Here is a 6,567-nt window from a genome sequence, read left to right on the forward strand (position 1 = left end):
ATTTTAATCATACAACACCATTCTCAGTGGCAGAAAAAGAATGTGAAAAAGGTAGTGAATGGTTAATGCCATTCACTACCAACATACTCACTATTTCTCTCCACCAACACAATTTGACGAAGAGCCATAATCTACCAACACGATTTTGTATATAAAAGTGGACAAAAAAAGGCTTAAAAACACTGTTTTCAAGCCTTTACATATTATTTATTAAATAATGCTTTATATTTTTCATATCCTTGTGCTTCTAATTCTGAAACAGGTACAAATCTTAGTGCCGCTGAATTAATGCAGTAGCGTAATCCTCCTAATTCTTCTGGTCCGTCATTAAATACGTGTCCTAAATGTGAATCTGCTTGTGCACTTCTTACTTCTGTTCTCACTCTAGCAAGTTTTTCATCAAGATGCTCTGTTAAAAAATGATCTTCGATTGGTCTTGCAAAAGAAGGCCACCCACAACCTGCGTCGTATTTATCAGTTGAGCTGAATAAAGGTTCTCCACTAACGATGTCTACATAAATACCTTCTTCATAAAAATCATCATATTCACCACTGAATGGTCTTTCAGTTGCTGAATTTTGTGTGACTTCATATTGAATATCCGTTAAACGTTGTTTTAATTCTTCTTTATTATATTTTGTCATATTTTTTCCTTCTTTCTTTTAAATAATGTGTATACCATAATAACTTTTTGTATGATAACGCATTGACATAATTAAGCCGACACCTATCATATTACCTAATAACGCAGAACCACCTTGTGAAATAAAAGGCAATGGAATACCAGTTAAAGGTAAAAGACCAATATTCATTCCGATATTTTCAAAAACGTGGAACATAATCATGGAAATAACGCCCACAGAAATATACGTGTAAAATTCATTCTTCGTTTCAAAGCAGGTTCTTACCATTTGATAAATCAATGTAAAGTAAATGAAAATCAAAAAGACAGCACCTAAAAATCCTGTATTTTCTCCGATAGTTGAAAAAATCATATCGGATTCACGAATGGGAATATGCACTTGAGATATTCCAATCCCTTTTCCTAAAACACCGCCTGTTGCTATTGCTAAAATGGCATTTCTAACTTGATAAGACCCTTGTGCTGCATGAGAAAAAGGATCTAACCACGCATCAATACGTGTAAATTGGTACGGTTTAAAACCGAAAAACATCAAAATATGCCGATGATAAACAGCCAAATATAAAATCAATGCACCGAACAAAAAAACACCTAAAAATAGTGGTAATAGAATTTTAGAGGAAATACCCGACATCAAAATAATCCCTGATACAATCGCTAAAATAACGAGTGTTGTTCCTAAGTCATTTTCTAAAATAACAAGAACGGACATCGGTAGTGTCCACAAAAAGATTTTCAGTAATAGTTGCCCATCTGTTCTTAATGTACGTTCTCGATACGTGACATTATGGTTTGTCACAACTCGAGCAAGCATTAAAATCAACGCTATTTTTGAAATTTCTGCAGGTTGAAAACTAAATGTCCCAAATCTAAACCAGCTTCTTGCTCCAAAAGTTGCTGCTGTTGTTTTGTCATAGAAAAAAAGCACAGCAACCAGTAAGATAATCGCACCGACATAAATAAAAGGTACTAATTTCCATATTTGTTTTGCATCAAATTGCATAATAATGGCAATCACGACACTGCCAAGAATATACCACACAATATGCATCACTGTTGATTGTAAACTTCCTTCATTGATTAAAACGGTTGTGGCATATAATGTTAATACACTTATGACAAATAAGATAAACACGGTTAAAATAATGCCATAGTCGATGCGTGTTATCTCTTTTACTTTTTGACGCATTCTTTACAAAACTCCTTCATCCACATTTTCAAAATCTTTAGAATAATATACTTCTTTGATATGCTTTTGTTCGTACTGTGCTTTTTTCAGAAAAGGCATATATTTATAGTCATGATACAAAACATTTAACCATGCTCCAAACAAAATAACCATAGATACGACGTATAACCATAGCATCAATACGATAAAAACACCAATTGTACCGTCTGTTAAAGCGTTGTTTGTCGCATTGCCAATGTAAATCGAATATAGTTGCGATGCCAACAAAATACTTGTCGTTGAAAAAACAGCTCCGGGTAAGGCATATCGCATTTTCCATTTGACATTTGGTACAGCGTAATACATAACCCACAACAAAATAAAAATAATGCTAAATGCAACAATCCATTTGAAGTTATCAAAAATAACGTCCATACCTCCACGAATAATCGTAAATTGTTGCAATAGCCTTAAAATAGTGCCTCCATAAGCAAACATTAAACCGACTAGCATAATAATGATCACAAACATTAACGACATAAAAAAGGCAAATAGTCTTGACACTAAAAAATTTTTTCGTTCTTTTGTGTGGTAAATATCATTCAGTACTTTTTGAATGACATTAAACGCCTGCGAACTTGACCACAAGGCAACGATAATCCCTAAAAATAAAGAGCTACCACTATAAGAATGTAAATAATGTTGTAACATTGTGTCCACTAATTCTCGAATACTTTCTGGTAAAAATGTGTCTAAATACTCTTTCACACTGTCATAACTAATCGGTAAAAGAGGAATAATATTCCCAATCACAAGAATGATTGGCACTAATGATAGCAAAATATAAAAAGTTAATTGTGCTGCTTGAGAGCCAATATCGACACGTTTCATATTAAAAGATACAGCCTGTTTAAACACTCTTAATTTTTTTAACATGTCATAACTCCTTACTTTTTTATCTTCATTTTATTATAGCAAACTATACTCCAATAAAACAGTGCGAAATTCTTTTTGTTTCGCTTACATAACAAAAAGTTTGGCATCAATCTTTTCACAGATTGATGCCAAACTTTTTAATGTACATATAATGCTGGGTTGACATATCCCGAGTACATTTGTGTAGACATACCAAAATGTAAATGGATACCTGTTGCTAATCCTGTTGCACCAATAACACCTAATGCTTGTCCTTGGGATACTGATTGTCCAACAGATACTTGTAACGTGCTTAAATGCCAATAATGTGTGTACATTCCGTTCTCATGTTTAATAATGACACCAATACCACCATAACTATCTTTACCTGCAAATACGACAACTCCTCCGGCTGAAGCGGTAATTAAAGCTTGTGAATTACCATTCACATAATCTATGCCATTATGCACATCTGTATATTTCTGTCCATTTAATAGAGTCAATTGTCTAGCCACGCCAAATGGACTTGTCACAGTTGGCTGACTAATTGGATAAACAAATCCTGTTTGTCCTGTATTAATAACTGTCGATTTTGCCAAAGCAATTTGTTGTATCCGTTCTTGTTCTTTTTTTAGCGCCTCTTGTCTGTCTTGTTCTCGACGTTTTAGTTCTTCATACTCACGCTTTGCCTGCTCTTGTTTTTCTTTCGTTTTTTCAATATCCGTTTCTAAATCTTGCTTATCGCTAGCTAATTGTGACAAAGCTACTTCGATTTCTGTTGTTTTAATGAGTAAATTTGATTTTAAAACATCCAACTCTTTCACACGTTGTGCATCTTCCAATGTGATTTGTTCCAGTTTCTCTCTCTTTTCATTCAACTTATCTTTATCTATTCGTTGCTGTTCTAATATATCATTTGATGCACGCGTCAATTCTGTCAATGCTAACACTTTTGAAAGTGCCTCTACAATATTTTCCGACGCTAAGATAGACTGGAAGAAATCGTCTGTCGTATCATCGACTTGTATATGTCTTGCTTGCTCTTTAATACGTTCATCACGTTTGATAATCAACTCCTCTAATAAGGCACTTTCTTCTTGCAATCTTTGAAATTCTTTTTGATTATCTTCTATCTTCTTTTCTACATCATGTATCGTATTTTCAAGCATTTCGATTTCTTGCATCGTTTGTTTTAACTCAGAAGATTTTTCTAATGTTGTTGCATCAATTTCTTTTATTTTTTCTTTTTGTTGAGAGATTTTTGTATCGTATTCGTCTGCAAAAGCAACCGGTATAACTACTTGGCATAACAAAGCACTCATACAAAAAATAGCACATAATTTATAATGCTTATGCATTCGTTTCACTCTCCTGTCTTTTTACTCACTTTTTATTTAACTAACTTTTCATTAGTAGACAATAGACTAACACATCCTTTTAAAATCTCCTAGTAAAAACGTACCTATTTACAAAAGTGTAAAGTTTGTCATCATTTTGTTACATACCACTTTTACAAAAAAAATTTAATTATGGTATAATAACAACATTCTATTGATTGGAGGAATTTTATGGAACCTTATGTGATTGCACTTGATTTAGACGGAACACTATTAAAGTCTGATCATACAACATCAGATTTCACAAAAGATGTCTTAAAGACACTACAAGACCAAGGACACCACATCGTCATCACAACGGGGCGTTCATTTCGTATTAGCGAGGATATCTATCACTCTCTATCGCTAAAAACACCAATGATAAACAATAACGGCGCATTGGTACATCATCCTCTAGACAAAGAGTGGGAACATTATCATCAACACTCTATTTCACTTGACACAGCAAGGAAAATTATCGCCTTACAAAAAGAGTTAAATCTTGGATTTATTGGAACTGAAACACGTCATAATGTTTATGTGTCGACACTAGATTTACCAAAAAGCGAGTATTTCCCAGAACCTGTCAACGGTTTTCAACTGCTTTCTCAACCAGAGGTTTTACCGGAAGAGCCTATTTCTTTTGGGTGGTTTTCATCATTAGAAGAACAACCTATTATCAAAAGCTACTTAAAAGAGCATTTAAACACATCATTAGATATTCGTACATGGGGTGGTGCTTTCCCCTGTTTAGATATTACACCTGAAGGTGTTCATAAAGCAGCTGGTTTAAATTATTTATTGACTATTTTAAACGTTCCTAAAGAGCGTCTTATTGCTTTTGGTGATGAAGATAACGATTCAGAAATGCTATCTTTTGCTGAGTATGGTATTGCCATGAAAAATGCCATCCCTTCCATTAAAGCAATCACTAAATACGAAACAACATATACAAATGAAGAAGATGGTGTCGCTCACTATTTAAAATCTTTTTTTAATATATAAATCGTTCGCCTCATTCTTTTTTAACAAACAAAAAAAATCTATATGTTTTTACCGTTATTTCAGATATAATATAGACGCTATATCATGTCAGTGTACATGACTAAAGGAGGCGTTCTCTTGTTTTCAAATATAAAGGCAGTTTTTCAACGTTTTGAGTTGAACTGGATCTTCATTTTCACAACGATGACAATGATGCTTCCGTTCCCTATTGCCTGTATAGGTATACTCTTAGCTACTTGTTATTTACTATATAAAAAGTCTTTTATAAACTTAATCAAACATTCTTATATACATAAACTCATTTGGCTATTTTTTCTTTTGTCTAGTACCGTATCTGCACTAGCACAAAATTTAATTGGTTTTTTTGTAACAATAAGTCTTGTTGTTTTCTATATTTACTTTACATATTACACAACACTTATTGACAAAAAAACATTCCAAAAAATATTAGATATAATGCTTCATTTTAGCATTGTTCATGCAATATATGCTTGGTTAGAAGCGTATCATATCTTACCACCAATTGATTATCATGCAATGAGCAAACATTTCATTACATGGAATGACGGACGAGCAGATTCATTTTTCTTTAATCCAAATTATTATGCCTTGGCATGTGGATTTTTCATTTTAATCGCTGGATATAAAATGTATCATGCAAAATGTCTAAAAAAACAAGGCTGGTACGCTTTTATTGCCTTTTTAAACGGTTGTGGTCTACTCTTTACATTGACACGAACCATTTTACCTTCCTTGCTTATTTCATTGATAACCTTTGGATTTTTAGTTGAATCAAAAATATTTAGACGTTTTATTATCGTTGCATTTATATTGAGCATCATTTCTGTTATTATTTTTTACAGCAATGTTCCTCGCTTTGAATTAAATTTAATTGACGAACACATTGATATTCGCACAAGTATTTGGCAAGCCTCTATAGAAGAATTTTGTCATAAACCATTCGGTCAAGGTCCTTTAACGTATATGACGATTTATGAAAAATATGCAAGTTATCCAACACAACATGCACACAATATGATTTTAGATACACTATTAAACTATGGCTTTCTTGGTGCAAGTTTGCTGATTGCCTTATTCACAAAATTACTTATCCAGTTACATCGAATAAAAAACACTGGATTATTAAAATCTCTACGTGCTCTATGTATGAGTTTTATTACCCTCGTTTTAGTTAGCGGATTGTTAGACGTCACGATTTTTTGGGTACAAACGCTATTTATTTTCATGACCGTTTGTCTAAGTACAACAAATTTATTAAAAGAAAAACAAAACACATCTCCTTCATCATAAGAGATGTGTTTTGTTTTTCTTCTCAGACTGTTGACAATAGCGATAAAAAATCCAACGTATTTCTCCAGTTTTGAAAAATACGTTGGATTTTGCATTTAAAAATGATAAATAAAGAACTATATTGTAAAAAATGGCTATCTCTCGTGAGT

General features: G+C 32.9%; 6 protein-coding genes. 2 read left to right on the top strand and 4 right to left on the bottom strand.

The window, feature by feature from the left end; translation table 11 throughout:
- Window positions 1-203: 203 nt before the first annotated feature.
- The 4 genes from msrB to GMA06_RS08065 all read right to left on the bottom strand — a co-directional run bounded on the left by msrB (window position 204) and on the right by GMA06_RS08065 (window position 4,084).
- The gene (gene msrB / locus GMA06_RS08050) at window positions 204-644 is read right to left on the bottom strand and encodes a peptide-methionine (R)-S-oxide reductase MsrB (protein WP_163546389.1); all 441 of its coding nucleotides are present in this window, start codon (window positions 642-644) and stop codon (window positions 204-206) included.
- Between the two features lie 18 nt (window positions 645-662).
- The gene (locus GMA06_RS08055) at window positions 663-1,832 is read right to left on the bottom strand and encodes an FtsW/RodA/SpoVE family cell cycle protein (RefSeq protein WP_163546388.1); all 1,170 of its coding nucleotides are present in this window, start codon (window positions 1,830-1,832) and stop codon (window positions 663-665) included.
- Between the two features lie 3 nt (window positions 1,833-1,835).
- Window positions 1,836-2,747 carry a YihY/virulence factor BrkB family protein gene (locus GMA06_RS08060; protein WP_163546387.1) on the bottom strand — a complete coding sequence of 304 codons (912 nt, stop codon included), beginning with the start codon at window positions 2,745-2,747 and terminating at the stop codon, window positions 1,836-1,838.
- Window positions 2,748-2,884: 137 nt separating this feature from the next.
- Window positions 2,885-4,084, bottom strand: a complete 1,200-nt coding sequence (locus GMA06_RS08065) for a peptidoglycan DD-metalloendopeptidase family protein (protein ID WP_163546386.1) — start codon at window positions 4,082-4,084, stop codon at window positions 2,885-2,887.
- 210 nt (window positions 4,085-4,294) lie between these two features.
- Between GMA06_RS08065 and GMA06_RS08070 the strand changes: the two genes are divergently transcribed.
- Both GMA06_RS08070 and GMA06_RS08075 read left to right on the top strand, forming a co-directional pair.
- Window positions 4,295-5,107 (top strand): Cof-type HAD-IIB family hydrolase, encoded by an 813-nt coding sequence (locus GMA06_RS08070; protein WP_163546385.1) that lies wholly within the window; start codon window positions 4,295-4,297, stop codon window positions 5,105-5,107.
- 318 nt (window positions 5,108-5,425) lie between these two features.
- The gene (locus GMA06_RS08075) at window positions 5,426-6,418 is read left to right on the top strand and encodes an O-antigen ligase family protein (RefSeq protein ID WP_163546384.1); all 993 of its coding nucleotides are present in this window, start codon (window positions 5,426-5,428) and stop codon (window positions 6,416-6,418) included.
- Window positions 6,419-6,567: the final 149 nt, after the last annotated feature.

The organism is Granulicatella sp. zg-84 (assembly GCF_010892375.1).
In the GTDB taxonomy this organism is placed as follows: Bacteria; Bacillota; Bacilli; order Lactobacillales; family Aerococcaceae; genus WM01.

Excerpts from the sequence above, each read along its gene's own strand:
- msrB (WP_163546389.1), bottom strand. The coding sequence starts at position 644 with ATGACAAAATATAATAAAGAAGAATTAAAACAACGTTTAACGGATATT.
- GMA06_RS08055 (WP_163546388.1), bottom strand. The coding sequence starts at position 1,832 with ATGCGTCAAAAAGTAAAAGAGATAACACGCATCGACTATGGCATTATT.
- GMA06_RS08060 (WP_163546387.1), bottom strand. The coding sequence starts at position 2,747 with ATGTTAAAAAAATTAAGAGTGTTTAAACAGGCTGTATCTTTTAATATG.
- GMA06_RS08065 (WP_163546386.1), bottom strand. The coding sequence starts at position 4,084 with ATGCATAAGCATTATAAATTATGTGCTATTTTTTGTATGAGTGCTTTG.
- GMA06_RS08070 (WP_163546385.1), top strand. The coding sequence starts at position 4,295 with ATGGAACCTTATGTGATTGCACTTGATTTAGACGGAACACTATTAAAG.